Annotated in this window: 23 protein-coding genes; 10 read left to right on the plus strand and 13 right to left on the minus strand. The window is 62.0% G+C overall.

Features of this window, described 5'->3' with window-relative positions; all coding sequences use genetic code 11:
- Positions 1-9: 9 nt before the first annotated feature.
- The 5 genes from FHX11_RS11540 to FHX11_RS11560 are packed head-to-tail and all read left to right on the plus strand — an operon-like array spanning position 10 to position 5,141.
- Positions 10-1,365, plus strand: a complete 1,356-nt coding sequence (locus FHX11_RS11540) for an LLM class flavin-dependent oxidoreductase (protein WP_184357760.1) — start codon at positions 10-12, stop codon at positions 1,363-1,365.
- A gap of 10 nt (positions 1,366-1,375) precedes the next feature.
- Positions 1,376-1,717: a DUF3088 domain-containing protein gene (locus FHX11_RS11545; RefSeq protein WP_184357761.1), complete on the plus strand. Its 342-nt coding sequence runs from the start codon at positions 1,376-1,378 to the stop codon at positions 1,715-1,717.
- A gap of 13 nt (positions 1,718-1,730) precedes the next feature.
- Positions 1,731-2,954, plus strand: coding sequence for an acyl-CoA dehydrogenase family protein (locus FHX11_RS11550; protein ID WP_184357762.1), 1,224 nt, complete (start codon positions 1,731-1,733; stop codon positions 2,952-2,954).
- Positions 2,951-4,279, plus strand: a complete 1,329-nt coding sequence (locus tag FHX11_RS11555; RefSeq protein ID WP_184357763.1) for an LLM class flavin-dependent oxidoreductase — start codon at positions 2,951-2,953, stop codon at positions 4,277-4,279. Before FHX11_RS11550 ends, FHX11_RS11555 begins: the two co-directional genes overlap by 4 nt.
- Before the next feature lie 13 nt (positions 4,280-4,292).
- The gene (locus FHX11_RS11560; protein WP_184357764.1) at positions 4,293-5,141 is read left to right on the plus strand and encodes an NADPH-dependent oxidoreductase; all 849 of its coding nucleotides are present in this window, start codon (positions 4,293-4,295) and stop codon (positions 5,139-5,141) included.
- A gap of 8 nt (positions 5,142-5,149) precedes the next feature.
- Here the strand turns inward: FHX11_RS11560 and FHX11_RS11565 are convergent, their stop codons facing one another.
- A complete protein-coding gene (locus FHX11_RS11565; RefSeq protein WP_184357765.1) occupies positions 5,150-6,163 on the minus strand; it encodes a LysR substrate-binding domain-containing protein in 1,014 nt (337 codons plus the stop codon).
- Positions 6,164-6,444: 281 nt separating this feature from the next.
- Here FHX11_RS11565 and FHX11_RS11570 point away from each other — a divergent pair, with 281 nt between their 5' ends.
- Entirely contained in the window at positions 6,445-8,055 is a 1,611-nt protein-coding gene (locus FHX11_RS11570) for an ABC transporter substrate-binding protein (RefSeq protein WP_184357766.1), read from the plus strand.
- Between the two features lie 57 nt (positions 8,056-8,112).
- Here the strand turns inward: FHX11_RS11570 and FHX11_RS11575 are convergent, their stop codons facing one another.
- The 9 genes from FHX11_RS11575 to FHX11_RS11615 form a co-directional block, all read right to left on the minus strand.
- On the minus strand, positions 8,113-8,448 hold the full coding sequence (locus FHX11_RS11575; protein ID WP_184357767.1) for a hypothetical protein: 336 nt from the start codon (positions 8,446-8,448) through the stop codon (positions 8,113-8,115).
- Positions 8,449-8,516: 68 nt separating this feature from the next.
- A complete protein-coding gene (locus tag FHX11_RS11580; protein WP_184357768.1) occupies positions 8,517-8,972 on the minus strand; it encodes a hypothetical protein in 456 nt (151 codons plus the stop codon).
- A 54-nt stretch (positions 8,973-9,026) separates the two neighbouring features.
- Positions 9,027-10,484: an FAD/NAD(P)-binding protein gene (locus FHX11_RS11585; protein ID WP_184357769.1), complete on the minus strand. Its 1,458-nt coding sequence runs from the start codon at positions 10,482-10,484 to the stop codon at positions 9,027-9,029.
- Between the two features lie 56 nt (positions 10,485-10,540).
- Positions 10,541-11,785: an acyl-CoA dehydrogenase family protein gene (locus FHX11_RS11590; RefSeq protein WP_184357770.1), complete on the minus strand. Its 1,245-nt coding sequence runs from the start codon at positions 11,783-11,785 to the stop codon at positions 10,541-10,543.
- 65 nt (positions 11,786-11,850) lie between these two features.
- Positions 11,851-12,909 carry an aldo/keto reductase gene (locus FHX11_RS11595; protein WP_184357771.1) on the minus strand — a complete coding sequence of 353 codons (1,059 nt, stop codon included), beginning with the start codon at positions 12,907-12,909 and terminating at the stop codon, positions 11,851-11,853.
- Positions 12,910-12,922: 13 nt separating this feature from the next.
- Positions 12,923-13,858, minus strand: coding sequence for an oligopeptide/dipeptide ABC transporter ATP-binding protein (locus tag FHX11_RS11600; protein ID WP_184357772.1), 936 nt, complete (start codon positions 13,856-13,858; stop codon positions 12,923-12,925).
- Entirely contained in the window at positions 13,836-14,831 is a 996-nt protein-coding gene (locus FHX11_RS11605) for an ABC transporter ATP-binding protein (protein ID WP_184357773.1), read from the minus strand. The genes FHX11_RS11600 and FHX11_RS11605 overlap by 23 nt, the downstream gene beginning before the upstream one ends.
- The gene (locus tag FHX11_RS11610; protein ID WP_184357774.1) at positions 14,831-15,835 is read right to left on the minus strand and encodes an ABC transporter permease; all 1,005 of its coding nucleotides are present in this window, start codon (positions 15,833-15,835) and stop codon (positions 14,831-14,833) included. The genes FHX11_RS11605 and FHX11_RS11610 overlap by 1 nt, the downstream gene beginning before the upstream one ends.
- Positions 15,832-16,821 carry an ABC transporter permease gene (locus tag FHX11_RS11615; RefSeq protein ID WP_184357775.1) on the minus strand — a complete coding sequence of 330 codons (990 nt, stop codon included), beginning with the start codon at positions 16,819-16,821 and terminating at the stop codon, positions 15,832-15,834. Before FHX11_RS11615 ends, FHX11_RS11610 begins: the two co-directional genes overlap by 4 nt.
- Before the next feature lie 288 nt (positions 16,822-17,109).
- Here FHX11_RS11615 and FHX11_RS11620 point away from each other — a divergent pair, with 288 nt between their 5' ends.
- The 3 genes from FHX11_RS11620 to FHX11_RS11630 are packed head-to-tail and all read left to right on the plus strand — an operon-like array spanning position 17,110 to position 20,967.
- Complete coding sequence (locus FHX11_RS11620; RefSeq protein WP_184357776.1) at positions 17,110-18,717, plus strand: ABC transporter substrate-binding protein; 1,608 nt, start codon at positions 17,110-17,112, stop codon at positions 18,715-18,717.
- 22 nt (positions 18,718-18,739) lie between these two features.
- A complete protein-coding gene (locus FHX11_RS11625; protein WP_184357777.1) occupies positions 18,740-19,918 on the plus strand; it encodes an LLM class flavin-dependent oxidoreductase in 1,179 nt (392 codons plus the stop codon).
- A gap of 11 nt (positions 19,919-19,929) precedes the next feature.
- Positions 19,930-20,967, plus strand: coding sequence for an ABC transporter substrate-binding protein (locus tag FHX11_RS11630; RefSeq protein WP_184357778.1), 1,038 nt, complete (start codon positions 19,930-19,932; stop codon positions 20,965-20,967).
- Positions 20,968-21,064: 97 nt separating this feature from the next.
- On the opposite strand, the gene FHX11_RS11635 is transcribed toward FHX11_RS11630, so the two are convergent.
- A complete protein-coding gene (locus FHX11_RS11635; RefSeq protein WP_184357779.1) occupies positions 21,065-22,237 on the minus strand; it encodes an LLM class flavin-dependent oxidoreductase in 1,173 nt (390 codons plus the stop codon).
- A gap of 11 nt (positions 22,238-22,248) precedes the next feature.
- Positions 22,249-23,337 carry a rhodanese-like domain-containing protein gene (locus FHX11_RS11640; RefSeq protein ID WP_184357780.1) on the minus strand — a complete coding sequence of 363 codons (1,089 nt, stop codon included), beginning with the start codon at positions 23,335-23,337 and terminating at the stop codon, positions 22,249-22,251.
- A 208-nt stretch (positions 23,338-23,545) separates the two neighbouring features.
- On the opposite strand from FHX11_RS11640, the gene FHX11_RS11645 reads away from it, so the two are divergent.
- Positions 23,546-24,766 (plus strand): monooxygenase, encoded by a 1,221-nt coding sequence (locus FHX11_RS11645; RefSeq protein WP_184357781.1) that lies wholly within the window; start codon positions 23,546-23,548, stop codon positions 24,764-24,766.
- Between the two features lie 84 nt (positions 24,767-24,850).
- On the opposite strand, the gene FHX11_RS11650 is transcribed toward FHX11_RS11645, so the two are convergent.
- Positions 24,851-26,455 carry an ABC transporter substrate-binding protein gene (locus FHX11_RS11650; protein ID WP_184357782.1) on the minus strand — a complete coding sequence of 535 codons (1,605 nt, stop codon included), beginning with the start codon at positions 26,453-26,455 and terminating at the stop codon, positions 24,851-24,853.
- Positions 26,456-26,860: the final 405 nt, after the last annotated feature.

Below are 26,860 nucleotides of genomic sequence, written 5' to 3' on the forward strand. Positions count from 1 at the left end.
GGACCTTCCATGGCAAGACGCAAGGACAAGATCAAGCTTGGCGCCTTCCTGCTGTTCACCGGCCACCATGTCGCCGCCTGGCGACATCCGCAGGCGTCGATCGGCACGGAATTCGAGAATTATCTCGAGCTGGCCAAGCTGGCGGAGGCGGCGAAATTCGATGCGATCTTCTTTGCCGACGGCGTCGCCGCACGTTTGAAGGATGTCGATGCGGCAAGCCGCAAGGCGCATAGCGGCGTCTATCCCTTCGAGCCGATCACCCTGCTGTCGGCGCTTTCCAGCGTGACCAAGAATATCGGCCTGATCGCCACGGCCTCCACCAGCTACTCCGATCCCTATAATCTCGCCCGGCAGTTCGGATCGCTCGACAGGTTGAGCGGCGGGCGGGCCGGCTGGAACCTCGTCACCTCATCCGATCCCGACGCCGCCTATAATTTCGGCCACGATACACAGATCCTGCATGGCGACCGCTACGATCGCGCGGAGGAATTCGCCGATGTCGTGCTTGGCCTCTGGGATAGCTGGGACGACGACGCCTTCATACGCGACCGTGAGAGCGGCCGCTATTTCGACCCCGAGAAATTGCATCGGCTCGATCACAAGGGGCAACATTTCAAGGTTCGCGGACCGCTGAACATTCCGCGCTCGCCGCAGGGCCGGCCGGTCCTCGTGCAGGCCGGCGCCTCCGAGCCCGGCAAGGAGCTGGCCGCCCGCACGGCGGAAGCGATCTTTGCGGCACAGATCACCCTTGAGGAAGCCACGGCCTTCTACGCCGACGTGAAAGGAAGGCTCGGAAAATTTGGCCGCTCCCCCGACGATCTGAAGATCCTGCCGGGCATCTTCCCCGTGATCGGACGAAGCGAAGCGGAGGCGCATGAGAAGTTCGAGGCGCTGCAGGAGCTGATCCAGCCGGAGGTCGGCCTTAATCTCCTGTCGCAGCTGAGCGGTGTCGATCTCCGCTCCTATCCGCTCGACGGCCCGGTGCCACTCGACCCGCCGGCAACCAATGCCGGCAAGAGCCGCCAGGAATTGGTGCTCGATCTCGCGCGCCGCGAAAACCTGACGATCCGCCAGCTCTATCTGCGCATCGCCGGCGCGCGCGGCCATTGGCAGGTCGTCGGCACACCGACGCAGATCGCCGACGTGCTGGAAGAGCGCTTCGAGAACTACGGCGCCGACGGCTTCAACATCATGGCGCCGATCATGCCGGGCGGACTGGCCGATTTCATCAATCTCGTCGTGCCGGAACTGCGCCGCCGTGGTCTGTTCCGCCAGGAATACGAGGGGTCGACGCTACGCGAAAATCTCGGGCTGAAGCGCCCGTCCAACCGTTTTTCCGCAGGCAATGCGGTCGCAGCAGAATAGGAGAAGACCAATGGCGCGTGACAAGCTGTTTCTGATTTCGTCGGGGTTTTCCGATCCCAAGCACCCCGGCATCACCTTCGTCTGCCCCCATTGCAACGCAATCGAGGGCCTGCTCGCCAGTTTTCCCGATCTTGCCTCGGCCATCGACGTCGAGCGTGTTCCCTTCGCGCGGCCACGCCAGAAGGTGATCGAGGCCATCGGCGAGGAAAACCAGTCGCTACCGGTGCTCATTCTGGCGGACGAGGCACCCGCCGATGCTGCAAACCGGAATGGAACCCGCTTCGTCAGCGCGACGGATCGCATTCTTGAACTCCTGTCCGAGCGCCACGGCTTTCCGCGCCTCCACAAATGAAGGGGAATGAAGGATGACCGTCAAACCCAGCGGCTTCGAGACGACGCTACCCTCGCCCACTCTCTTCGCGCCGGATACGTCAAATCCGCACCTGGCGAAAGCGGCGGAGCTGCGGGACATCTTCGCGCGAGACGCGATCGAGCGCGACCAGCAGGGCGGCAGGCCTGAGGAGCAGGTCCGGCTTCTGAAGGAAAGCGGCCTCGTCAATCTGCTGATCCCCACGGAATTCGGCGGCCTCGGCGAGCGCTATTCGACGGCGATGCGGATCGTGCGCGAATTCGCCAAGGTGGACGGGTCGATCGGGCATCTCTACGGCTATCATTTCAGCCCGTTGCAGAACGCCGTCACTGCCGGCCCCGATCCTCGCTCCGAGGACATCCTGCGCCGTTCGGCGGCGGGCCGATGGTTCTGGGGCAATACCACCAACAGCTTCTCCAAGAGCCTTTTCGGCCGGCGTGAGCCGGATGGCGGCGTCATCCTCAACGGCTTCCGGCCCTTTGCTTCCGGCTCGCATGTCGCCGATTACCTGACGGTCGCCTGGGAGGACGAGGAGACGAATGAGCGCAGCGTCGCCTATATCCCGCCGAGCCGCGAAGGGATCACCATCGCCGACGATTGGGACGGCATCGGCCAGCGCCAGACCGGCAGCGGCAAGGTCTTCTACAAGGATGTAAAAATCCGGGCCGCCGAGATCCTGCCGGAGCGGCCGCGCGATCCGATCACCTTGCTGACGCCGATGCAGCAGCAGAGCGTGCTGCTCAACGTCTTCATCGGCAGCGCCCAAGGTGCCTTGATCGCGGCGCGCGACTACACCGTCACCAAATCGCGGCCATGGATCTATTCCGGCGTCGAACGCCATCAGGACGACCCCTGGATCAAGCGGCAATATGGCGAGCTCTGGATCAAGGTGCAGGCGGCAACGGCGCTTGCCGACCGGGCACTGACCGTGCTGGACGAGGCCTATGCCAAGGGTCACGAATTGACCGAGGAGGATCGCGGCAGGACGGCAATCGCGGTCGCCTCCGCCAATGTGCTGGCGGGCCGCGTCGCCCTGGAGGTGACCAGCGAGATCTTCGAGGTGATGGGCGCGCGCTCCGCCGTCAGGCCCTATGGCTTCGACCGCTTCTGGCGCAACGTCCGCATCCACACGCTGCACAATCCCGCCGAATACAAGACCCGCAATGTGGGGCACTGGTTCCTGACGGGAGAGTTTCCGGAACCTGGGATATTTCAATGAGTTTGGAACGACAGCTTCACCTCAACATCAATATCCTGCATTCCGGATTCTCACCGGCGGCGTGGCGGATGGAAGGAAGCGACCCGCGCGCCTCCTTCGACATCAACCACTATATCAACGTCGCCCGCATCGCCGAGCGCGGTACTTTCGATGCGATCTTCCTCGCCGACCAGGCGGCCATTTCCGACCGCGTCGATTTTCGGCCGCTGACCTCGCTGGAGCCGACGATCGTGCTGGCAAGCGTCGCCGCTCATACCGACCGCATCGGCCTCATCGCCACCGCCTCGACCACCTATAACGAGCCCTACAACATCGCCCGCCGCTTCGCGACGCTGGACCACGCGAGCGGCGGGCGCGTCGGCTGGAACATCGTCACCAGCGCCGATCTCTCGCAAAGCCGGAACTTCGGCCTGGAAAAGCCAGTGGCGCATGGCAGCCGATACGAGCGGGCCGCCGAATTCACCACAGTCGTAAAAGCGCTGTGGGATAGCTGGGAGGAAGAGGCCTTCATCGGCGATGTCGCCACCGGGCGCTTTGTCGATTCCGCGCGAGTGCATGCGATCGCCCATCGCGGCAAGCATTTCTCCGTGCATGGTCCGCACAATGTCCCGCGCCCGCCGCAGGGTCATCCGGTCCTCGTTCAGGCCGGCGGCTCCAACGATGGTCGGGAATTGGCGGCCGAGCATGCCGAAGCTGTCTTTTCCGCATCCCAATCCTTCGAGGAAGCGCTGGACTATGCCCGCGATCTGAGAAGCCGCGCGGCGCGCTTCGGTCGCGGACCGGACAGCCTGCTGGTGCTCGCCGGTCTCGCCACCATCATCGGCAGCACGGAAGCCGAAGCCAAACGGCGGCAGGAAGAGCTGCGCGAGCTCATTCCGCTGGAATATAGCCTCGCGCGGCTGTCGGGCGTGCTGCAGGTCGATCCGAAACGGCTGAAGCTCGACGAGCCGCTGCCGGACGACATTCCGCAGCCGCCGGATGGTGGGCACACCTTCTTTCAGGCGACCCTTGCGCTGGCGCGGCGCGACCGGCTGACCGTGCGTGGTCTCATCCGGGCCCTCAACGGCGGCACCGGGCATCGCACCATCGTCGGCACGCCGGAAGCGGTTGCCGACGACATCGAGACCTGGTTTCGCGCAGGCGCCGCCGACGGCTTCAACCTGATGCCGGATGTGCTGCCGCATGGGCTTGAGGTTTTCGTCGATGAGGTCGTGCCGATCCTGCGCCGGCGTGGCCTTTTCCGACAGGACTATACCGGCCGGACGCTCCGTGATCATCTCGGGCTTGCCCGCCCCGCCAATCCCTATGCCATAGCCGCCGAATGAAGGAGACTATCCGATGACAGCCCTAGCCCCCGTCATACCCGAAGACGATGATCGCCTGACTGCCCTTGCCAGTGAGCGCTATCGCAACGATCAGCGCCTTTCCGGCGATTGGAACGAGACGCTGGATACGCTGCTGTCGCATCGCAGCGTGCGCAATTATCTCCCCAAGTCGGTTCCGGACAGCGTGCTCCATCTGACGATCGCCGCCGCCCAGTCGGCACCCAGCTCTTCCAATCTGCAAGCCTGGAGCGTGATCGCCATCGAAGACGAGGCGCGCAAGGCAAGGCTGAATGCGGTCGCGGGCACCCAGCGGCAGATCGCGCAGGCTCCGCTCCTGCTGATCTGGCTTGCAGATCTCAATCGGCCACGCAAGATCGCGACGGATGACGATGCGCCGGCGGAGGGTCTCGATTATGTCGAAAGCTTCTTGCTCGGCGTCATCGACGCGGCGCTCGCCGCGCAGAATGCCGTTTCGGCGCTGGAATCGCTGGGGCTCGGCACCTGTTATATCGGCGCGATCCGCAACGATCCGGAATTCGTCGCCCGCGAACTGGAATTGCCGGAGGGCGTGTTCCCGGTCTTCGGCCTCACCGTCGGCTATCCCGATCCGGCCGTGCCGGCCGGGATCAAGCCGCGACTGCCGCAGTCAACCATCTTCCATCGCGAGCGCTACGATACGACCCCTCGTCCCGGCGATCTCAAGGACTACAATGCCGCGCTCGGCAGCTTTCAGGCGGAGCAAGCCATACCAGTCATTGACTGGACCGAGCAAGTGAAGAACAGGATCGGCACCGTCGAGGCGCTGAAGGGCCGCCATCTTCTCGCCGCCGCGGCGCGCAAGCTCGGCTTCCAGCTGAAATAGAGACGCCTCTATTCGGCGGCGACAATGCTGAGGTCCGGGCGTGTGTTCCACGTCAGGACCTCATCGATCGCTTGCAGCGCCTTGGCCTCCGCCTGAAGCCAGTTGCGGAAGAGATCGACCCGCATCAGGCGCGCCTTGGTGGCCGTCGTCGCGAAGAAATAGGAAAAGCTGACCGGCTGAGGACTGCCGAAGGGGCTGATGAGCCGCCCTGCCCTGAGCTCTGCTTCGGCCAGCCGGACTTTGCCAAGCCCAAGTCCCTGCCCCGCCAGCGCCGCGTCGATGACCAGGGACGATTGATTGAGACGGAAGCCGCCACCCTGCGACAGCCGATAGGATAGTCCTTCGGCTCTCAGCCAGGTATTCCAGTCCGGGCAGGAGTGATCATGCTCGGCGCCATCCTCATGCAGCAAGGGCACGCCTTCGATCGCCTTCGGACCGTTGCGGAGCCAATACCGCTCGGCGAATTCCGGACTGCAAATCGGGACGACCGCCTCGGAGAACAGATGATCGACCACGAGGCCGGGATAGGCACCGCTGCCATACCGGATGGCGCAATCCGCGTCGCCCGTATCGAGATCCGTCAATTGCGCCGACGCCTCGACGAGGACTTGCAGACCCGGCGCCGCACGGCGCAGGCCGTCCAGCCGCGGGATCAGCCATTTGCTGGCGAAGGACGGCGCCACGGAAACCCGCACCGGCAAGTCGTGATCGCTCGCGGCAAATTGCGTCATCGCGGCCAGAACCGCGTCGAAGGCATCCGTAAGCCCTGGCACCAGGGCGAGCCCGGCCGGCGTCAGCTGCAATTGACCGCGCGCGCGATGGAAAAGCGGCTGGCCGAGATAGTCCTCGAGCAGCCGGATCTGCTGCCCGACCGCCGCCGAGGTCACATGCAGCTCCTCCGCCGCACGCAGGAAATTCAGGTGCCGCGCCGTGGCGACAAACGCGCGAAGCGATGTCAGCGGCGGCAGGCGCGCCAGCGTCGGCTGAATGGATTTTTTTCGGGCGGTCGCGATCGTCATCATGAGATGATTGCACCACAATCAAGCCGGCTTAGACGAGAACGAGCTTTGCGTTTGCCTAAAGCGATGGAAACATTTTCTTCCCCGCGACCACCGCTTTGCGGAAGCAAAAACTAAAACTGCGAAATAGTCTATATTTTTGATGGATTACTATCTCTCGCCCGATGGCGACGCACGAAGCTTTCCTTTCCGATATGAAGAGAAAAACATTCTTCCGAATTCCGCGTCTCCGATCCGAATATGGCCGGAAGGCATATGCCGCGTGATCAGATCCGGGGGAATTCATGGACATCAGGAGACGCCATTTCAATCAAGTCCTCGCCTTTGCCGCCATCGGCGCCGTGACGCCTTTCGGCCGCATCGCCGAGGCCGCCGAGCCGATAGCGGGCGGAACGCTGAACCTGCTCGTTCAGCCTGAGCCGCCGACCCTCCTGACGCTCGCCCATACGGCCGGTCCGACGACCCGCGTCAGCGGCAAGGTGACCGAGGGTCTGCTGGCCTATGGGCTGGGGGACTTCAAGCCCATTCCGCAGCTCGCGACGGAATGGCATGTCAGTGATGACGGCCTGCAATATACGTTCAAGCTGCGAGAGGGCGTCAAATGGCATGACGGCAAGGATTTCACCTCCGCCGATGTCGCCTTCTCGATCCTGGCGCTGAAAGAGGTCCATCCGCGCGGCCGCGCCACCTTCTCCAGCGTGACGGAAGTCGCGACGCCGGACGACCATACCGCCATCATCAAGCTCTCCAAGCCTGCGCCCTATCTGCTTGGCGCGCTGCAGGCGAGCGAGTCGCCCATCGTGCCGAAGCATGTCTATGAGGGCAGCACGGATCTGCCGGGCAACGCCAATGGCCGCGCGCCCATCGGCACCGGCCCCTTCATCTTCCGCGAATGGGTGGTCGGAAGCCACGTCATCCTCGACCGCAATCCCGACTACTGGGACAAGGGGCGGCCCTATCTCGATCGCATCGTGATCAAGTTCATTCCCGATGCCAGCGCGCGTGTTGCGGCGCTGGAAACCGGCGAGGTCGATATCGCCCCGGATACGCCGGTATCGCTGAGCGAGATCGATCGCATCAAGACGCTGCCGACGCTTGCTATCGAGGATCGCGGCAACGACTATTCGCCGACCGTCTACCGCATCGAATTCAACCTGGCGAACGAGTATTTCAAGCACGACAAGATCCGCCAGGCCGTCGCCCACGCGATCGACCGGCAGAAGATCGCCGATATCGCCTTCTACGGCTACGCCATTCCGGCCCCGAGCCCGATCAGCCCTTATCTCAAGACCTTCTATAATCCCGACGTTCCGGTCTATGCCTTCGATGCCGCAAAAGCCGAGAAGCTGCTGGACGAGGCGGGCTTCCCGCGCGGGGCCGACGGCATCCGCTTCCAGGTGCCGCACGACGTCATGCCCTATGGCGATACCTATACCCGGATCGGCGACTACCTCCGTGACGCGCTGTCGAAAATCGGCATCAAGGTCGATCTTCGCGGCCAGGATGTGCCGACCTGGCTGAAGCGCGTCTATACCGACCGCGATTTCGCCTTCGTGACCGGCGGCATGGGCAACACGTTCGATCCGACCATCGGCGTCCAGCGTCTCTACTGGTCGAAGAACTTCAAGAAGGGTGTGCCCTTCTCCAACGGCTCCGGCTACAACAATCCCGAGATCGACCGTATCTTCGAACAGGCCGCCGTCGAGAACGACCATGCCAAGCGCGTCGAACTCTTCAACCGGATGCAGGTCATCATCGCCACCGACCTGCCCGACATTACGCTCGTGTCGTTCCGGCAGCTGACGATCTTCAACAAAAAAGTCCAGGACCACACCGTCGTCGCCGACGGTCTCTCCGGCAGCCTCTCCAGCGCCTATCTTCTCAAGAATGCCTAGGATTGCCTCGGCAAGGATATCCGCATGACCTTCAATCGTCGCCAGTTGCATCGATTGCTATCTGTCAGATCCATATTCCTCGACGGCATCCCATTGAAGAAATTCAGCGATCCTGGCGGCTAGCTCCTCATACCATTGGCGAGGCTCATTGTCGGAACAAACCATTTCGACCCGGTTGAACTGAGGGTTGAATAGGCCGTCGCTCGCCCAGCTATCCGGCGAGTTTGCTTTCAGAACCGCGATCTCGACCCATGGCCGATCATCCGCAGCGCCAAAGCTCATGGCATTTCTCTGCTTGAGCTCTGGTTGCTCTTTCAAGAACGCGATCAAACGCTCAGTGTCGGAGAGCGTATTCCATCCGGACGGTGGGAGAATTGAGATGTACCGATACATCGGAAGATCAGCGCCTCGCTATTTCGCCGCTGAACTCTATGCGACAAACGCCTGCGACCTAACAAGCCCTAGGAGTTTTGCGAGGCGTAACTGATGTCTGCCGATCTTGCCTGCCATATCGCGAGGCCAACCCAAAAAAGCACGAACAGCGGTAGGGGAAGCAAGGCCCGGAGGGCAAACCATGTATCGGTATTCAAGGTCAGCGCGGCAACGCAGCTGATGATAACAACGATGAAAGCGCATGCCGATAATCCTGCATATGTCTGTCGCCATTTCGCGATCGGCATCGCCGACCGTTGCTCGAGCAGGAAATTCCGGATTTCATTGGTCCGCATGGCCAATAGTGCAAACATGATGGAGGCCGGAAGAAAGCTGAGCGAGAGCCGAAACTTGATGGAAAATTCAGACTGGACGAACAGAGAGCGAAACAGTTCGGACAATCCCCAACTGATGCCGGCGCCTAGCGTGATCATGACGAGAGAACGCCAGACGATGCTCCAAAAAACGCGGACGACTCGGGCCATCGGCTTGTATCCCCTTCAAGCGACGTCTTGCGACAACCGAGCCTCCAGAGTGCCTTACGAGAATAGTTTCAGCAAGGCATCCGCTCGCAACGTGGTAGCGACGCTGACGGCCGGGGTGATTTTCGCAAGGATTCGTTCGGCCAGCGCAATTGCCTGCGCACGCTGCTCGGTGATCGAGCTCGATTCCCAGGCAACCCCGCGCAGGGGATGACCGATGGCGCTGAAATTGCGGTGGATACGCCCCTCGTCGGAAATGATGTCGCCTTCCGGCGTGGCATCGATGCCGAAACCCGTGCTGTGGGGATGTACTTCGCCGCCATCGAGCAGGCTCTTCACGAAGGGATCACGGATGCGGCGCCAGTCATGCAATTGGTGCCCCCGGCAATCGATAACGCCGTCGAATAGCTGCTCCTCCGTACCCTTTCGCGTGCGAAGGGTGGCAGCGATACGATCCCGGCGGCGCACCAAGCCTAGGAGCCTTGCTGCCCCATGCGTAAGGCGGCCTTCCGCAATCACATTCTGAAGCGTGCCATTGCTTTCCGGTGCGGATCGATGTGCCGTAACGTCCCAGAAAGCCCTGAGATGCCGGCCAAAGCGCAGGCGTTCCCGGTCGTTCGCCGCCTGCCAGAGCGGCAGCACGTAGGGGCGGATGGCGAGCGGCAGTCCCTGCCAGTCTCCTCCGGCGGTAGCGATCGCGCGCCGCTCGGCCTTGACGGCCGACAGCAATGCGCGGGCCGTTGCCGGCAGCGGCCGGTCCGCCAGGAAGTCGCGGGCCGCCTCCGCCGCCCTTCGGCCTTCCACGAACTGGCCGCGCCGCGAAATCACATGATATTTGCCGCGATAGCCCCGCGCTTCCATGCCAGCAACTGCGTCCACCATCGACAGGCTTGAGCCGATCAGCAAAAGCTCACCGCAATCCACCAGCCGATCGAGCGCGGCCGGCTCCCAGGGATTTGCGGCAAAACGGAAATGGCTGGCGACCGCCGCCTCCTGTTTTTGAAGCTCCGCCTGAAAGACGCCAAGCGCCAGAACAGCCTCGTCGGCCTCGATCATGGTTCCGTCAGTCGTGGTGATACTGATCTTGTGTGGTGCGGAGATCAGTTTCGCCGCAGCCGAGCGGACGTGGCGAAACGTCGAAAGGGAATGCGCCTCACGCACGGCGCGGTTCAGCTCGTCACGAACGTAGGTTCCATAGAGATAGCGCGGCGGGCTGCTCGCTGCGATGTCCGAGGGCGGCTGCCAGCCGTTCGCCGCGCCGTTCTCGGCCAGCCAGCGCACCAGATGATCCGGCTCCTCGGGATAAAGCGAGAATATCTCGGCCGGGCCATTTACGAGATGGACCGGCTCCGTCGTACTGTAGGCAACCCCGCGCCCAAGCTCCTCGCGTGGCTCGATAATGGTGATCGCAAGCGGCACTTCGGCGCGGTCGAGCAATTTCAGGGCGGTCAATGCGCCGGCAAAACCGCCGCCGATGATGGCAATCGAATGTTTGGCGCAATAGTCGATATGCATGCGGTTTTCCGGTGTGCTTGCTGTTTGCGGAATGGCGCCGGTCACGATGGCCTGGCTCAGAAGACTTTGCCTTCTTCCAGATGCGTCGTCGTGCCGTTGATGTAGTAGTCGCCGATCACCCGCGCCTTGTGCAGCAGCGGGTTGTGATTGAGGACCGTGCGGATGTTGCGCCAGTGGCGATCGAGATTGAGGTGGCGGGAGGTCGCGGACCCTCCGCCCAGTTCGAAGACATTGGTCGCCGCGGCGAGGGCGAGTTGCGATGTAACGACCTGCGTGCGAGCCGTCGTCAACGCGCTTTCGATGAGAGCCGCTTCCAGTTTTTGCGGATCGTTTGCGGCGAAGGCGGCAACGGTCCGGTCGAGTGCCCGCGCGCTTTCGCGGATCAGTGTGTCCACGGCAAAGGAACCGGCGGCGATTTCGCCCAGGATCTTCTGCACGAAGGGATCGGCATTTGCCGTTTCGGCGGCGCTATGTGCCGTCGAGCGCGCCTGCCGGCGCACATAATCGGTGCCCTCCGCAAGAACGCCGCGCACCGCACCCGCCATCGAGGCGGCAAGATGCAATTGCCGCAGCGTCGAGGCGTGACGGCCGACGAGCGTGTTCAGACCCCGGTTGGAAATCTCGTGCGGCAGGACTTCGACATCTTCGAGCAGGACGCCGCCGCTCGCCGTCAGCCGCTGCCCCATGCCATCCCAATCATCGAGGATGCTGATCCCCTTGCGATCGACGGGAAGCAGCACGCTGACGAGCTCGTCGTCATCATTCTTTGCGCTGAACGAGGCGAAATCGGAAAAGGCCGTGCCCGTCGCATACCATTTGCGGCCATTCAGCCGATAGGTCTCGCCGGATCTGCTCAGTCGTGCGGTGACCTCGCCGGGGCGCTTGGTACCCTGCTCCGTATGCGCGCCGCCGAAAAGCTTGCCCGAAAGGACACGGCCAAGCTGAGTGCGATCCACAGCCGTATTCGGGTTGAGCAGCAGACCCTCGGTGAAGTTGAAATGACTTCTGAGCGCGTGGGCGACATTGGAATCGGCCGCGCCGATCGCCATGATCATCTCGATATAATCGACCACCGAGCCGCCCGGCCCTCCAAGCACAACGGGGATGCGAAGCGTTCCGAGACCGGCTTCCTTGAATAGCCGAAACGCCTGATATGGGAGCTCGCGCTCCAGATCGCGCTTCGCCGCATCCTTGGCGATTTCCGCCGCCAGCTCCGGCACCCTGGCAAGCAGCGTTGCCAGATCGGTCGCGTCGGATGCGGCTTCGGAAGATGACAGGGCGACGGGGGCTATTGTTGGCATGGATGGGCTTTCTCGACGGCGGATGAAAGTCAGGGCTCGCGATGAACGAGCCCTGACGGAGATCGTCAGGCAACCGCTCGCGCAAGCGGCACCACATCGCCGGATACCGATCCGCTGTTGCGCGGCACCCGGCCTTCGACGGGGTGGCTCGGATCATTGAAGCCGGGCGTAGAAGGATGGCCCGTCGTGACCAGCCGATCCACCAGCGCCTCGTCCTCGGCGTCGAGCGTCACATCGAGCGCGCGGATATAGCTGTCCCAATGCTCTTCCGTTCTCGGCCCGGTAATGGCGGCGGAGATGAGCTTGTTGTTCAGCACCCAGGCGAGCGCGAATTCGGTCGGAGTGATGCGCTTGCGCGCCGCATGTGCCGCAATCTCCCTGGCGAGTTCTATCGATTCGGGCCGCCATTCGGTTTCCAGGATACGTTTGTCGCCACGGCCGGCGCGCGTGTCGGCCGCCGGTGCCTGGCCGGGCGCATATTTGCCCGTGAGCACGCCCCGCGCCAGCGGCGAATAGGAAACGACACCGAGACCGTAGCGATGGGCGGCCGGAAGCTGTTCCGCTTCTGCCGTGCGGTTGACGATATTGTAGAGCGGCTGGCTGGCGACCGGACGATCGATGCCGAGTTGATCGGCAAGATGCGAGATTTCCGCAATGCGCCAGCCACGGAAATTCGAGACGCCGAAATAACGCAGCTTGCCGGCGCGAATGAGATCGGCAATGGCGCGCACCGGCTCTTCGAGAGGCGCATCGAAGACGGCACGATGGAAATACAGGATATCGATATAATCCGTATTGAGCCGGCGAAGCGAATTCTCGACGGTCTCGATCACCCATTTGCGGGAATGGCCGCCGAGGTTCGGACCCTTCTCGCGCGAATTCACGAATTTGGTGGCGAGAACCCAATGATCGCGATGCGCCTTGATGCCCCGACCGACAACCTCCTCGGATTTGCCGTCATTGTAGACGTCGGCGGTGTCGATGAAATTGATCCCCTGCTCGCGCGCCTTGTCGATGATACGGAAGGCAACATCATCCGGCGTCGGCCCGCCAAACATCATCGTGCCGAGGCTCAGCGGCGAAACCTTGAGGGCGCTGCGCCCGAGATAGCGATAGTCAACCATTTCATTCTCCATTCTATTGGGCGTGATGACAGGCGACGGCATGGCCGCCCTGAAATTGGCGCAAGGCGGGATCGTCCACCCGGCAGATCTCGGTGGCGAGCGGACAGCGCGTGTGGAAACGGCAGCCGGACGGTGGATTATGCGGGCTCGGCAGATCACCGGTGATGGGAGCCGCCTGCTTGCGGCGGGACGGATCGGGCACGGCGGCGAGCAGAGCCTGCGTATAGGGGTGCCTGGCGCCGGTCCAAAGTGCTGAGGTCGACGCACTCTCGACGATCCGTCCGAGATACATGACGAGAACCCCGTCGGCGAAATACCGGACGACGGAAAGATCGTGCGAGATGAACAGATAGGAAAGCGACAGCTCCGTCTTCATCTCGACGAGGAGATTGAGGATCTGCGCCTGGATGGAGAGATCGAGAGCCGATACAGGCTCGTCGCAGATCACCAGCTCCGGCTGTAGGATCAGGGCGCGTGCGATGCCGATACGCTGGCGCTGGCCGCCGGAAAACTCGTGGGGATAACGGTCGAGCGCATCCGGTGGCAGTCCGACATGCTCGACCATGGCTTCGGCGATCGCATCGCGGCGCCTGCGATCGCCGACGCCGTGAACCGCAAGCGGCGCGGTCAGGACGGCGCGGATCGTCTGGCGCGGATTGAGCGAGGCGAACGGGTCCTGGAAGATCATCTGGATGTTGCGGCGGATGGAGCGCAGCTCCTTCGCCGACATGGCCGAGACATCGCGCCCCTTGAAAGTCACGCGGCCGGATGACGGATTGACGAGCCGCATCAGCGACTTGCCAAGTGTGGACTTGCCACAGCCAGATTCACCGACGAGCGCCACCGTCTCGCCCTCGCCGATCTCCAGCGAAACATCGTCGACGGCCCGAACCGTCCCGACCGTGGCGGAATAATGCGTCGAAAGCCTATCGACCGATAGCAACGGCATGTGCGGCCTCCGTCAATGTGGAACCAAAGGGGCACGCAACCTGCCGCCCGGCCGGCAGATCGAGCAGCGGAGGCACGGAGGAGGCGCACGAAGCACGCGCCAGCGGACAGCGCGGCCGGAACGAACAGCCCTTCTCCCCCGCAGCCGACACCACCGAACCGGGAATTTCGGACAGCGGCCCGTCGCGATAATGGTAGTCGGCGTTCAACCGCGGCGAGGCGGCGAGCAGGCCCTGCGTATAGGGATGGTAGGGCGTCTCGAAGACCCCGTCCGGCAGTCCCTCCTCGACCTTGCGTCCCGCATACATGACGACGACGCGGTCGGCCCATTGGGCGACGATGCCGAGATCATGGGTGATGAGAATGACCGCCATGTTGAGCTTGCTGCGCAGATCGTCGAGCAATTGCAGCACTTGCGCCTGGATGGTCACGTCGAGCGCGGTCGTCGCCTCGTCGGCGATCAAGAGCTTCGGGTCGCAGGCAACGGCGATGGCGATCATCACGCGCTGGCGCATGCCGCCGGACAGCTGATGCGGATAGTCGTCGACGCGGCGGGCGGCATCGGGAATGCTGACGAGATCGAGCAGCTCGATGGCGCGCGCCCGCGCCTGCTTGCGGTTCAGGTCTTCGTGAATGCGCAGGACTTCGACGATCTGGTCGCCGATCGTCAGCACCGGATTGAGCGACGTCATCGGCTCCTGGAAGACCATGGCGATGTCCCGGCCGCGAATGCGGCGTAATTCCCTTTCCGGCAGTGCCAGGAGATCCTGATTATCGAAAAGGATCTGGCCGCCGGTTTTCGCCTGACGCGGCAGCAGGCCCATCAGCCCGAGCGCCGTCAGCGATTTGCCCGAACCGGATTCGCCGACGATCGCCAGCATCTCGCCCGGCGCCACGGAGAAGCTGACGCCCTTTACGGGCTCCGCGGCAGCAAAGCGGACGGAGAAATCCCTGACATCGAGAAGCGCCGGCATCAGCGTTCCTCCGAAAAGCGGGGATTGAGTGCGTCGTTCAATCCATCGCCGATCAGGTTGAGCGCAAGGACGGTGAAGACGATGGCAAGGCCGGGCAAGGCGGTGAGATACCAGGCGGTACGGATGACGTCGCGGCCGGCACCGATCATCGAGCCCCAGGAAACCTGATTCGGATCGCCGAGCCCCATGAAGGAGAGCGCCGATTCCATCAGGATCGCGCTTGCGACCATGACCGAGGAGGTGACGATCAGCGGCGGCAGAGCATTCGGCAGAATTTCGCGGAAGATGATGCGCGCGTGCCCGAAGCCGAGGCTGCGGGCGGCAAGCACGTAATCCTTCTCGCGGATAGCGCGGAATTCGGCCCGCGTCAGGCGTGCGACCGTTGGCCAGCTGACAAGAGCGATCGCTACCGTGACGGTCGCCGTGGTCGGCTGCGCGATCGCCACCAGCACCACGAGAAGAACGAAACTCGGTATCGTCTGGAAGATCTCGATGAGCTTGACGAGCAGATTATCGACCAGCCCGCCGAAATAGCCGGCAAGCGCGCCGATCGTAATCCCCGCGCCAAGCCCGAGCAGGGTCGCGGTAATGCCGACCAGCAACGATATCCGCGCACCATGCAGGATGCCGGCAAGCACATCGCGCCCCATGGAATCGGTGCCGAGCGGATAAGAGGCGTTCTGGCCCGGCCAAAGGAAGGGACGCGAGACCATTTCCATCGGGTCGCCTGGATAGAAGACCGGAGCCAGCAGCGCCGCAAAGGCGACGGCCGCGAGGAAGGCTAAACCGAACAGCGCGTTGGGATTGGCAAGGAAAACCTTTACCTCCCGGCGTGCACCGCGCCACCGTTGTTTGCCGACCGAGGCGATACGGGCATCGGGTGCATGAATATGGGTCCAGCGGCCTACCGCGCGCGGCTGAGCGACGTGTTCTGGCTCTGCCTTTATCGCGGTGATCTCGATCGGCTGCTCATCGGCAAAGGATCCAAGCATGTGCGTATTCATCGGCTTGCTCCGATTCTGGGGTCGAGCCAGGCTTGCAGGAGATCGACGGCTGCATTTGCGACGATGACGAGGAAGGAGGAGAGAAGCAGAATCCCGAGCAGCACGCTGAAATCGCGCGCCATGACGGCTTCGAAAGCCAGACGCCCGAGCCCCGGCCAGCTATAGACCGTCTCCACCACCACGGCGCCGCCGAGCATGCCGCCGAAATGCATGCCGGCCATGGTGGTGATCGGGATCAATGCATTGCGTAGCACATGGCGCGTCGTCACGAGAAACGGAGACACACCCTTGGCGCGGGCCGTGCGGATGAAATCCTGGGACTTGACCTCCAGCATGGAGGCGCGGGTCAGCCGTGCGTAGATCGCCAGATAGAACAGTGACAGGGACGTGGCCGGCAGGACCATATAGCGGGCGCGGTCGAGAAGTGCCGGCAATCCCGTCAACCGCGAGCCGATCGTACTGTCGCCGCCGCTCGGCAGCCAGCCGAGCGTCACCGAGAACAGCAGGATCAGCATCAGGCCGATCCAGAATCCGGGGATGGAATAGAATAGCAGCGATACGATCGATATCAGCCTATCGGGGATCCGCCCGGCGAAGGTCGCCATCAGTGAGCCGAGAAGCAGGCCGATAGCGATGGCGATGGTCAGCGCCGCCAGCATCAGGACCAGCGTACCCGGCAGGCGCTGGCCGATCAGCTCCGCCACCGGCATGCCATAGCGCGGCGAGAATCCGAGGCTGAAATGGGCGAGGTTGTTGAGGTAATCTACGAGCTGCACCAGGATGGGATTGTCGAGGCCGAAGCGCTCGCGCAGCGCCGCCATCGTCTCGACGGTCGCCGAGCCCGCTTCAGCCGCCATGACATCGGCGGCATCGCCCGGCGCGAGCTTGAGCAGGAAGAAATTGAGGATGACGATCCCGAGCATCGTTGGCACCGCCTGGATCACCGTTCGCCGGATGCTCCGGACGACACGTCCATAGGCTGACATTGGGTTCCACCTCACAACTTCTATCGTTGCCGCTTCATTGCATCGCAATAATAGTTGACTAAATCTGTGTGTTTTGTCAAATATGATTTAGCAAATAATTCTCACATTAATCAATAAATGCGAATTTTTTGCGATAAAAATTCATTAATTCGGGTAAATTGAGCATATTGTGCTGAAACGGACTTCTCCGAAGGTAAAAAGCTCTACCGCAAGAAAATTCCACAGAAAATGAAATCAGCAAGGGGCGGCTCGAGAGAACCCGGCCCGCGACAAGAAGGTTTGACGATCATGACCCCATTCCCGGTGGCTACCCGCCGCAACTTCCTTCTCGCCTCGGCGGCCATCGGCGCGACCATGATCGCGGGGCGGCCCGCATTGGCGGCCGAGCCATCACGGGGCGGCAGCGCAACCCTGCTGCTATCGGCGGAACCTCCGGTTCTGACGACGATCGCGCACACCGCCTATAATTCCGTCTATGTGTCGCCGAAGGTGACGGAAGGCCTGCTCACCTATGATTTCGATCTCAATCCGCAGCCGCTTCTGGCAAAGGAATGGTCCGTCAGCGACGATGGCCTGCGCTATACCTTCAAGCTTCGCGACGGTGTGAGGTGGCATGACGGCAAGCCGTTCACTTCCGCCGACGTCGCCTTTTCCATCAAGACGATCAAGGACGTCCATCCGCGCGGACGCAACACCTTCCTGAACCTCATCGAGGTCGAGACGCCGGATGCATTGACCGCCGTGCTGACGCTCTCCAAGCCGGCGCCCTATCTGATCACGGCGCTTGCCGCTTCCGAAACGCCGATCGTGCCCCGGCATATCTATGAAGGCACCAAGGTCACGGACAATCCCACCAATCTCGCCCCGATCGGAACCGGCCCCTTCCGGTTCAAGGAATGGGTACGCGGCAGCCATATCGTCTACGAGCGGAACCCGGATTATTGGGATAAGCCAGGGCCTTATCTCGATCAATTAATCGTACGCTTCATCCCCGACGCGGCGGCTCGATCCATCGCCATCGAGACCGGCGAGATCGATCTTGCGCCTTCGACGCCGGTTCCGCTGAGCGATCTCGAGCGCTTCAAGAGCCTGCCGGGGATCGCTTTCGAGACACGCGGCTATCAATATGCCAATGGCATCAGCCGCATCGAATTCAATCTGGAACGCCCCTTCTTCAAGGACCGTCGCGTCCGCCAGGCTTTCGCGCATGTGATCGATCGCAAGGTCATCCGGAACACGATCAACTACGGCTATGGCGAAGCAATCCCCGGTCCGATCAATCCCAACCTGACGAAATGGTACGTGGCTGACCTGAAGACCTATCCGATCGATCTTGCGGCGGCGGAAAAGCTGCTGGACGAGGCTGGCTACCCGCGCGGGCCAGACGGTATCCGCGCCCGCATCAATCTCGATTACGTGCCAAGTGGCGAAAGCTATAGCCGTGGCTCCGAGTATATACGCCAGGCGCTTGCCAAGGTGGGGGTCGATGCCACCGTGCGCAGCCAGGACTTCGCCACCTATACGAAACGAATCTATACCGATCGCGACTTCGATTTCGCCTTCGAGGGCATGAGCAATCTCTTCGACCCGACCGTGGGCGTACAGCGCCTCTATTGGAGCAGGAACTTCAAGCCGGGCGTGCCCTTCTCCAACGGCGCGGCCTACAGCAATCCGAAGGTCGACGCGCTGCTGGAGGCTGCCGCCATCGAGATCGATCCCGGCAAACGCGGCGCGCAATGGCGGGAAATTCAGGCGATCCTGGTGGAGGACCTGCCGGCGATCGACATCGTCAGCCAGCCTGAACTCACCATCTACAACAAGCGTATCGCCGACCATACGCGCGGCGGCGAAGGCATCGCCGGCAGCCTGGCCTATGCCTATGTCGCGACTGCCTGACGATAGAAAGCAGGAAGACGCCATGTCCATTCAACATCAACCGGGCTCCTTCGTCGGACTGCCGAAATTCGCCGCCCCTACAGATTTTCCCGAAAGCCCACTCTCCCTGGCACTCAAACAGCCGGTGCTGCTTGGCCTCTTCCTGCCGATCCAGGCCGGCGGCTGGACGCAGTCGACACTGGAACGCTCAACCGATTGGCGCTTCGACTACAACAAGGCACTGACGCTGAGAGCAGAGGAGCTCGGTTTCGATCTGGTCTTCGCCCTGTCGCAATGGCTGCCGAAAGGCGGATATGGCGGCGTCTTCGATGGTCAGGCGCTGGACAGCTTCATGTCGATCGCGGCCCTTGCCGGCCTGACGAAGAGGATCATGCTGATCTCCACCCTGCATGTGCTCTACGGCCCCTGGCATCCGCTGCATCTCGCCAAGTTCGGCGCCACGCTCGACCACATCACCGGCGGCCGCTGGGGCATCAATGTCGTCACCGGCCACCGCGCCGTCGAGCACGAAATGTTCGGCTGGCCGCGCATCGAGCATGACAAGCGCTATGATCTCGCCGCCGAATTCCTCGAAGTCGTGCAGCGGCTCTGGAGCGATACCGAAAACTTCTCCTATGAGGGCGATAGCAGCTGGAAACTCGGCGGCGGCTTCGTGACGCCAAAGCCGAATTACGGCCGGCCGATCCTAGTGAACGCGACCGGTTCCGATGCCGGTATCGCCTTTGCCGGCCGCTATTCGGACATCGTCTTCATCACCAGCCCGACCGGCGCCGACATCGACAGCGCCTTGCAGGCCCTGCCCGCCCATACCAGGCGGGTCAAGGACTCTGCCATCGGCGTCGGGCGCAGCGTTCGCACCCTTCTCAACCCGATGGTCATCTGCCGGCCGACGGAGAAGGAAGCCTGGGCTCTCGCCGACAGGATCGTCGAGCATGCCGACCGGCGCTCGCCGCAGGGCTTCCAGTCGCTGAATTCCGACGCGCATGCCTGGAAGGGCCGCGACGCCGAGGATCCCTATCGCTTCATCGGCGGCAATATCCGCGTCATCGGTTCGCCGGAACAGGTGGTCGATCAATTCCTCCAATTGAAGGCCGCCGGCGTCGACGGCCTTCAGCTCAGTTTCTTCGATTTCCGCGACGATCTTGAATTCTTCGGCAGCGACGTCCTGCCGTTGATGAAACAAGCGGGCCTGCGCAACTGAAAGGAACGATCATGACGGGCAATGCCATTTCCGAAATCTGGTACACACGCTGCCCCGTTCCCACGCCGGTCGGCCTTGCCGCGCAGCTCGGCTATCTGGAAAAGACTTTCCGCAAGGATGGCGTGACGCTGAAATCCATCATCGACTCTCCGGACCGCAACATCCGCCAAAGCCACTTCAACCACACGCTCGACTGGTCGTTCCGCCATGGCGGCAACGTGCCGCCGATCCGCGCCCGGTCGGAGGGCCGCCGCACGCGCCTCGTCGGGATCACCTGGACGGATGAGTTCCAGGCGATCATCACCCTGCCGGGAACCGGCATCAAAACCATAAAGGACCTGAAAGGACGTCGTTTCGGCATTCCGCGCCGCCCCGAAGGCATCGTCGATTTCATGCGCGCGACAGCGCTGAAAGGGCTTGTTTCGGCGCTGTCGCTTGAGGGGCTCAAGCATACCGATGTCGACATCGTCGAGATTGCGTTGGCGGATTCCGTTCTGGCAAGCCAGGAAGGTCCTTCTCTGTTCGGCCTGAAGCGCCGACAGGCCTTCGGCGAGGAGGTGATGGCGCTTACCCGTGGCGAGGTCGATGCGATCTACGTCAAGGGAAGCGCCGGCATCAATGTCGCCAATCTGATCGGCGCTGTTCAGGTGGCCGAATTCGGATTCCATCCCGACCCGAAAATCCGCATCAATTCCGGCTCGCCACGGGTGCTGACGGTGGACGACCGGCTGGCCGAGGAGCGTCCCGATCTCGTCCGCCGGTTGCTGGAGGCAATCTTCAAGGCGAGCGTCTGGGCCGAAGCCCATCCGGAGGAAACACGCCGCTTCGTCGCGCGCGAGGCCGGCGCCACCGAAGAGCAGATCCTCGCCGCCAATGGCCCGGAGATCCATCGTCATCTCGGTCTCGGCCTTCAGCCGGAGCTCGTCGAGGCAGTCGGACATTACAAGGATTTCCTGCGCGACTGGGGTTTCCTCGCCGAGGATTTTTCCATCGCCGAATGGGTGGACCGCCGTCATATCGATGCCTTCGACGCGCACGCCGTGGCGTAAGGTGCGATTGCCGTGATCTGATCGGCAAGGCAGGAAAGCCTCGCCGACGATCTGCCTTTGCGCCGCCATCACGATGCCGCTGGCGGCCTCACTTTCGTCAGAGCCTCAAGCCGGCCTGCTTCATCAGCGGCAGGATGCATTCGCCGAAATGTTCGAGATCGACCTGAAAATCGTGGAAACCGAGCTGGATCCCGTCGATACCTGCCGTCTTCAGGCCGAGCAGTTGCTCCACCACCTGCTCCGGCGTGCCGATGATTTCGATATTGCCACCAAGGCCATAGCCCTGTTTGTTCGCGCTGTTCTGACGGCCGCGCCAGGCATGCGCGTCGCTGTCATAGGTCGCTCGCCCGAACTGTTGCCCGCCTGGCGCCGGCTTATTGGAGACGATGGCATCGAGATAGCGCGCCGTCTCCTGCTCCGTATCGCGGCTGACGATGAGCGGATTGATCAAGGTTCGAACGGTGCGCCCTTTCGAGGCCGCGGCCTCACGAATATTGGCGATATGGGCCGGCAAGGTCGCAAGCGCCGAGTCGATATGCGCGCCGCCCGGCGAAGTGATGAAGACGATATCGGAGTACCCGGCCGCGAAATCGATGCCCGCCGGCGAGCCGGTGGCATTGACCAGCACCGGCCGACCATAGAGCGGCTTCGGCGTCACATAGGCGTTGTTGAGTTTCCAGGGAGACAGTTGGCCCTCGTAAGAGTAGTTTTCGTCATCCGCCCATAGACGCTGCACCACGTCGAAAAACTCGGCCGCCATGGCATAGCGCTTGTCGTGCTCGATACGCTGCCATCCGAACATCTCATGCTCGACGGCGCGGTGGCCGGTGACGATATTCACGCCCCAGCGGCCCTTGGCGATGTGATCCAGCGTCGCGCCGAACTTGGCGAAGTGCAGCGGATGCCAGGGACCGTAGAGGACGTGGACGGTGGAGATCAGCAAAATCCTCTTGGTGATCGCCGCCATGGCGCCAAGCGCCACGAAAGCATCGAGCGAGGCATCGCCATCATACCCGCCCTTCGGCAGCCATTGCGTACGGCTGAAGGCAAGCTCGAAACCCAGTGCCTCGCCCTGCTGCACGATCCTGGCATTGTAGTCGAAGGTCCACGTGTTGCTGGTCGGCAGATTGGTGACCTTGATATCCTGCAGATTGAGGAACAGGCCGAGCATCAGCGGCTGCTTTACCGCCTGCGAAAGAGGACTGTCGGCATAGTCGAGTGGCGAGGTGAGCTTGACCGGTTGGGTCTGCGTAAAAGCTGGTTGCGACATCGGACGGCCCGTCACGCGACTTCGCCCAGCCGGCCGGCGTCGAAATCGACCAGCAGGATCGCGATTTCATAACCTCGGCGCTGGAGCCAATGGGCGACAGTTCGAGCCCGCACGCCCAGCGGATCGTCGATCAACACCACGCGGGCACCGCGAACGGCGATCGTCCGATAGGCGACACCGAGAAGCTGGCCACCCTCGGAGGAGAGGCTTCCCTCGAGATGACCTTCGGCGAACTCCTCCGGCGTGCGGACATCCAGCAGATAGGTGGTGCGGTTCGCATCGGCGGCCCACTGGCGGGCCGTCGCGATATCGATGGCCGGAAAATCATCGCCCTTGCCGAGCGCCTCGATATGCTTACGGGCAAATACGCGGGCCGTCTCCGTGACGGCTCCATAGGTCCGCGTCCTGCCGCTCTCAAGCTCCCAACCGGCCTGTGTCCAAGCCTTGGTGCCGTCATGCAGATAGGAGACAGGGTTCGGCACTCCGGCGTCGATCAGCGTCTGCGCTCCCAGAATGGCGCGCGGCAGGCCGGCGCAGGAAACCACCACCTTGGTATTCTCGGAGGGCACGACATCCTTGAAGCGCAGCACAAGTTCGGCACCGGGAACGCTGACCGCACCCGGAACGTGATCCCGGAGGAATTCCGGCACAGTACGCGTATCGATGATGACAACATCCTCGCCGGCCTTGCGCAGCGCCTCAAGTTCCTCGACCGACGTAGCGGGCGTGTTCTTCTCGTTCTTGATGGCGACAGAGAAATCGACACCCGGAATATCGAAGGTCGGAAGGTCTTGGCCAGTGGCGACCCAGGCGGGAATGCCGCCGGCGAGCGCAAAGACATTACGGCGGCCCACCGTTTTCAACTCCTCTGCCAGACGTTCGCCATCACCATCACCGCCATCGACAAGCACGGTGCGCACGACGTTGCGCGGGATGAAGCGGTCGATTTCGCCGAGGACACGTTCTGCCGGAAGATTGGTTGCGAACAACGGCGAGGCATAACCAACGACCGAGGGGTCGCGAATATCCAGGACCGCGAGCTCCTCTCCGTCGGCAAGCCAGCTTCGGAAAGTCTCGATCGAAATCACGTTCGTCCCCATGATAAGCTCCTGTGTCCCTGAGATCCATGAACCCCAGACTAAGGATCGGCTCTACATTTACGAGGGCGGCCACATGTTCCCATTCCGCAAGAAAGGGAACTCATTTCTATAATACATAAAATCTATAAACTAAATTTACTTACGTATCCCTCCGTCGTTCCATAGGCTCCCTGCAAAAGATGCATCTCAACAGGCGGATGGAATACCGATGACGCAAATCGATTCGGCGTGGGGCTCAGGCCCGACGTCTCGCTATGATGAATTGGCGGAGCGGTTCAGGCCGGTTTTCGACCGTATTCGCACCTCAGCCATAGAACGCGACCTCGTTCGCGAACTTCCGCACGAACAGATCGGCTGGTTGAGGGAAAGCGGCTTTACCACGCTGCGGCTCTCCACCGATAATGGCGGCTTTGCTGCCACCCTGCCCGAGCTCTTCAATCTACTGATCGAACTTTCGGCGGCCGATTCGAATGTAACGAATGCGCTTCGCTCGCATTTCGGCTTCACGGAAGACGTTCTGAATTCAACCGTTGCCGCCTGGCGCGACGAATGGCTTCGGCGGATCGCCGCGCGCGATCTGATCGGCAGCGGCTTCTCGGAGGTCGGAGATGCGAAGGTGGGAACCTTTTCGACCAAGCTGACCCGCAACGGCGATCATTGGCTGTTGAACGGTGCGAAATATTACACCACCGGCTCGCTCTTCGCCGACTGGATCAATCTCGGCGGCAATGACGAGAACGGCGAACCAATCGGAGCGCTGGTGCCGCGCCAGGCACCCGGCGTCGAGGTCGTCGATGACTGGGACGGTTTCGGGCAGTCGCTGACCGCAAGCGGAACGGCGCTGTTTTCAGATGTGATCATCAAGGCGGAACTGGTCACGCCTCCCGGCGGCCGGTTCAAATATTCCTCCGCCTTCTTCCAGCTTGTGCACCTCGCCACGCTCGCCGGCATCGGCCGCGCCGCCGCCACCGATGTCGCCAGGCTGGTCAGCGAGCGCAAGCGCATCTACAGCCACGGCAATGCCCCGAGCGTCAGCGAAGACCCGCAGATCCTCCAGGTCGTCGGCCGGGTGCGGGGCGCGGCTTATTCGGCGGGCGCGATCGTCCTCAAGGCGGCAGACGCACTCCAGCGGGCCTATGAACAACGCGCCGCCGACACGGCTGTCAGCGAGCGCGCGAACGCCATCGCCGAGATCGAGGTCAATCAGTCGGTTCACGCCGTCACCAGCCTGATCCTCGAAGCCACCACGCTGCTCTTCGATGCGCTCGGCGCGTCGGCAACCAAGCGCGGTCTTGGCCTCGACCGCTATTGGCGCAACGCAAGAACGATCTCGTCCCATAATCCGCGCATCTATCGCGACCGCATCGTCGGCGATTTCGCAGTGAATGGGACACCGCCGCCGGCACAATATAAGATCGGCCAGATCTAAGCGGCCGAGCCTCGCAAACATCTCTTCCAACAATCAGGGCCGCAGGATCATATCCTGCGGCCCTCGTGTTTTATCAGCGATGCGTCAGGCGCTTGGACTGAGCCATATTTGCCCGAAGCTGTTGTTGATGCCCTGCGCTCCGGGCGCAAAATTTCGCACCTTCTTGTTGGCGACGATCTGCGCGCCGGCTGCGACCAGGTCGACGGAGACGACATCCTCGTGGATGATACGCTGGAACTGATACCAGAGCGCCCGGCGCTTGGCTTCGTCCGGTTCCGTCGCCGCCGCCTCGAGCAGACGATCCACCTCAGGGTTTGAGTAGTGGCTCGCATTGGAGAAGACGAGGCCGATCTTGAAGTTCTTCGACCAATAGGCGCGCTGTACGCCCAATGACGGATCGAAGGTATTGGAAAGGGATTCGATGACGATATCCCAGGCGCGGTCGGTATAAACAGTCTTCAGGAAGGTCGCGAGGTCAAGCTTCAGGATTTCGGCGTCGATGCCGACGACTGCGAGCGATTGCTTGATGAAATCGGCATAGGCCGGCGTCAGGAAGGAATTATAGGCGAGACGGAGCTTGAAGCGTTTGCCGGCCGCGCCGCGCGGATAGCCCGCCTCGTCCAAAAGCTTTTCCGCAAGCTTCGGATCGGGTTCCCTGGCCTTGATGCTCGGATCGTACCATTTGGGCAGCGCCGTGCTGATCGGACTCGGCGAAACCTGCCCGTATCCGTAAAGCGCGATATCGAGCAGCTTCTGCAGATCGATGGCGTGCGCGATCGCCAGCCTGACCTCGCGCTTGTTCAGGATTTCGTTCTCATAGTTGAAGAACAGCTGCTGCTGCGGACCGGAATAGGCGTAGGTGGTCGTGTCCACGACAAGGTTCGGATTGGTTTTCAGCCGCTCGATATCGGAGAGCGGCACGGGATTGGCGCCGATGTCGATCTCCCCGGTTTCGAGTGCCGCCGCGCGCGCCGCCGGGTCAAGGATGACACGCAGCACCACACGGTCGAGATAAGGCTTCGGCGCATCCCAGTAATTGGGATTGCGATCGAAGATCAGATGGCTGCCCGGCACCCATTCCTTCAGGATAAACGGCCCGGTGCCGATCGTCTGCGCAAGATTAGGCTGCTGTTCCGGCTTGAATTTTTCATAGACATGCTTCGGAACGATGGGCGATTCCGAGCTGCTGAGCGCCGAGATCAGATAGGGCGCCGGCTTCGAGAGAACGATGATCGCCGTATGCGGATCGGGCGTCTCGACGGCCGTCACATTCTGATAGGTGATCCGCCCCCGCGGATGCGCCTCCCTCAGACGGAAAATCGTGAAGTTGACGTCCTCGGAGGTAAAATCCTCCCCATCATGCCATTTCACCCCCTGGCGCAGCTTGAATGTATAGCGCAGGCCGTCGTCGCTCACCGACCATTCGGTTGCCAGCAACGGTATCGGATTGAGGTCATAGTCGAAATCGAACAGGCCTTCGTTGATCTTTGGCCCGATCGCCTGTCCGGTGCCGGAAGAGGTATTGATGGCAATCAGCGCCGTGGGATCGGGATAATAAGCCCAATTGAGCGTGCCGCCACGGACAGGCGTTTCCCCGGCCGCCGCCCCGATATCCGGAAAGCCGGCCAATGCCAGGCTTGTGCCGCTGAGCAGCAAGAGTTGATTGAATTGACGACGATTGATGGTCATGCCTTCTGCTCCGCAAAGGTCCGAGCGGCGATAGCCGCGAACGGGGCCCCACCCCGCACGGGAATGATCCTGTCGGCGCGGCGCAATTGAAAGGCAGAATTTCTACCCGTGCTGGAAAGCCATGCTTCTTCAAGGGGCTGGTTCAGGCCTTGGGAGCCTTTGCGACAGGCTGCCATCCGCTCGTTGGACGCGGTCACGCCAACGTGGCCTTGATCAGACGCACGATCTCTTTGAGGTTCGGGCTCTTTGAGGTCCGGGTACTCCCGCCTTTTGCGCCTTTCCCCGCAAGCCCTCGCCCGACAGTACCGCCGATGGTTGAAATTCGCGCTGCATTCACGCTACAGATCGAGCGCACATAGCGCCGGATTCGGTTCGGGTCATGGACATGCCCTTTGATGGGGCTCC

Origin of the sequence: Rhizobium sp. BK602, from assembly GCF_014195095.1 — a bacterium.
GTDB lineage: Bacteria > Pseudomonadota > Alphaproteobacteria > Rhizobiales > Rhizobiaceae > Rhizobium.

What these genes read in the sequence shown, in the direction of transcription:
- FHX11_RS11580 (WP_184357768.1), bottom strand. Translation starts at nt 8,972, where the DNA reads ATGGCCCGAGTCGTCCGCGTTTTTTGGAGCATCGTCTGGCGTTCTCTC.
- FHX11_RS11570 (WP_184357766.1), top strand. Translation starts at nt 6,445, where the DNA reads ATGGACATCAGGAGACGCCATTTCAATCAAGTCCTCGCCTTTGCCGCC.
- FHX11_RS11550 (WP_184357762.1), top strand. Translation starts at nt 1,731, where the DNA reads ATGACCGTCAAACCCAGCGGCTTCGAGACGACGCTACCCTCGCCCACT.
- FHX11_RS11545 (WP_184357761.1), top strand. Translation starts at nt 1,376, where the DNA reads ATGGCGCGTGACAAGCTGTTTCTGATTTCGTCGGGGTTTTCCGATCCC.
- FHX11_RS11610 (WP_184357774.1), bottom strand. Translation starts at nt 15,835, where the DNA reads ATGAATACGCACATGCTTGGATCCTTTGCCGATGAGCAGCCGATCGAG.
- FHX11_RS11560 (WP_184357764.1), top strand. Translation starts at nt 4,293, where the DNA reads ATGACAGCCCTAGCCCCCGTCATACCCGAAGACGATGATCGCCTGACT.
- FHX11_RS11625 (WP_184357777.1), top strand. Translation starts at nt 18,740, where the DNA reads ATGTCCATTCAACATCAACCGGGCTCCTTCGTCGGACTGCCGAAATTC.
- FHX11_RS11600 (WP_184357772.1), bottom strand. Translation starts at nt 13,858, where the DNA reads ATGCCGTTGCTATCGGTCGATAGGCTTTCGACGCATTATTCCGCCACG.
- FHX11_RS11645 (WP_184357781.1), top strand. Translation starts at nt 23,546, where the DNA reads ATGACGCAAATCGATTCGGCGTGGGGCTCAGGCCCGACGTCTCGCTAT.
- FHX11_RS11640 (WP_184357780.1), bottom strand. Translation starts at nt 23,337, where the DNA reads ATGGGGACGAACGTGATTTCGATCGAGACTTTCCGAAGCTGGCTTGCC.
- FHX11_RS11615 (WP_184357775.1), bottom strand. Translation starts at nt 16,821, where the DNA reads ATGTCAGCCTATGGACGTGTCGTCCGGAGCATCCGGCGAACGGTGATC.
- FHX11_RS11620 (WP_184357776.1), top strand. Translation starts at nt 17,110, where the DNA reads ATGACCCCATTCCCGGTGGCTACCCGCCGCAACTTCCTTCTCGCCTCG.
- FHX11_RS11565 (WP_184357765.1), bottom strand. Translation starts at nt 6,163, where the DNA reads ATGATGACGATCGCGACCGCCCGAAAAAAATCCATTCAGCCGACGCTG.
- FHX11_RS11540 (WP_184357760.1), top strand. Translation starts at nt 10, where the DNA reads ATGGCAAGACGCAAGGACAAGATCAAGCTTGGCGCCTTCCTGCTGTTC.
- FHX11_RS11650 (WP_184357782.1), bottom strand. Translation starts at nt 26,455, where the DNA reads ATGACCATCAATCGTCGTCAATTCAATCAACTCTTGCTGCTCAGCGGC.
- FHX11_RS11555 (WP_184357763.1), top strand. Translation starts at nt 2,951, where the DNA reads ATGAGTTTGGAACGACAGCTTCACCTCAACATCAATATCCTGCATTCC.
- FHX11_RS11585 (WP_184357769.1), bottom strand. Translation starts at nt 10,484, where the DNA reads ATGCATATCGACTATTGCGCCAAACATTCGATTGCCATCATCGGCGGC.
- FHX11_RS11605 (WP_184357773.1), bottom strand. Translation starts at nt 14,831, where the DNA reads ATGCCGGCGCTTCTCGATGTCAGGGATTTCTCCGTCCGCTTTGCTGCC.
- FHX11_RS11575 (WP_184357767.1), bottom strand. Translation starts at nt 8,448, where the DNA reads ATGTATCGGTACATCTCAATTCTCCCACCGTCCGGATGGAATACGCTC.
- FHX11_RS11590 (WP_184357770.1), bottom strand. Translation starts at nt 11,785, where the DNA reads ATGCCAACAATAGCCCCCGTCGCCCTGTCATCTTCCGAAGCCGCATCC.
- FHX11_RS11595 (WP_184357771.1), bottom strand. Translation starts at nt 12,909, where the DNA reads ATGGTTGACTATCGCTATCTCGGGCGCAGCGCCCTCAAGGTTTCGCCG.
- FHX11_RS11630 (WP_184357778.1), top strand. Translation starts at nt 19,930, where the DNA reads ATGACGGGCAATGCCATTTCCGAAATCTGGTACACACGCTGCCCCGTT.
- FHX11_RS11635 (WP_184357779.1), bottom strand. Translation starts at nt 22,237, where the DNA reads ATGTCGCAACCAGCTTTTACGCAGACCCAACCGGTCAAGCTCACCTCG.